This window comes from Peribacillus sp. P4_C12 (genome assembly GCF_056402095.1).
In genome coordinates this window covers 1-675 of the sequence record NZ_JBFUIB010001104.1, presented here as the reverse complement: position 1 = coordinate 675, position 675 = coordinate 1, and the positions used below count along the sequence as shown (strand labels likewise).

The 675-nt window shown below is 29.7% G+C and carries 1 protein-coding gene; it reads left to right on the top strand.

The window, feature by feature from the left end; translation table 11 throughout:
* Window positions 1-675, top strand: a 675-nt coding sequence (locus AC1DUW_RS31595) for an ATP-dependent nuclease (RefSeq protein WP_477644546.1), incomplete at both ends; no start/stop codon positions are given.

Below are 675 nucleotides of genomic sequence, written 5' to 3'. Positions count from 1 at the left end.
AGTTTATTCTCATACTATTGTGATAAATTTCATAGATGTAACTCATTACTAGCCCTAGAAGAACCAGAATTATTTCTTCATCCACAAGCAAGGAGAATGCTTTCAGTTAAATTAGATGAGTTTATATTACAGGGTAAAATAGACCAAAATCAAGTTATTATTGCTACTCACAGTGTAGAATTCCTTAGAAATACAAACATAGAAAATATCATTGTTATCAAAAGAGTCGACGATAAAAGTACGAAAGCATTCCATATTAGATTCAATAAAGAAGATAGGCAGAATATACAAAAATTAAGACATTTATTATGGAATAAAAATGCCGAAATCTTTTTTGCTGACAAGGTAATTCTAGTAGAGGGTGGAGRAGAATACTTAATGCCTGCTATCGCTGATAGTATTTATGGGGAAAAAGGCTATCTTGATAAAAAAAATATTTCCACAATTCAAGTGGGTGGAAAGAGTCAATTTCCAAGTTACATAAAGATATTACAAGAACTGGATATTAAATATTGTGTTATAGCGGATTTTGATTACTTAGAAAGGGGCATAGAACAAATATCACGTTATATTAGTGATTTCGATTTAAAAATGTTAGGGGAAATTCGTAATGAAATGAAAAAATATAGTGATGAATTTACCAATGCTAAAGACATTAGGAAGAAAATACTTTCT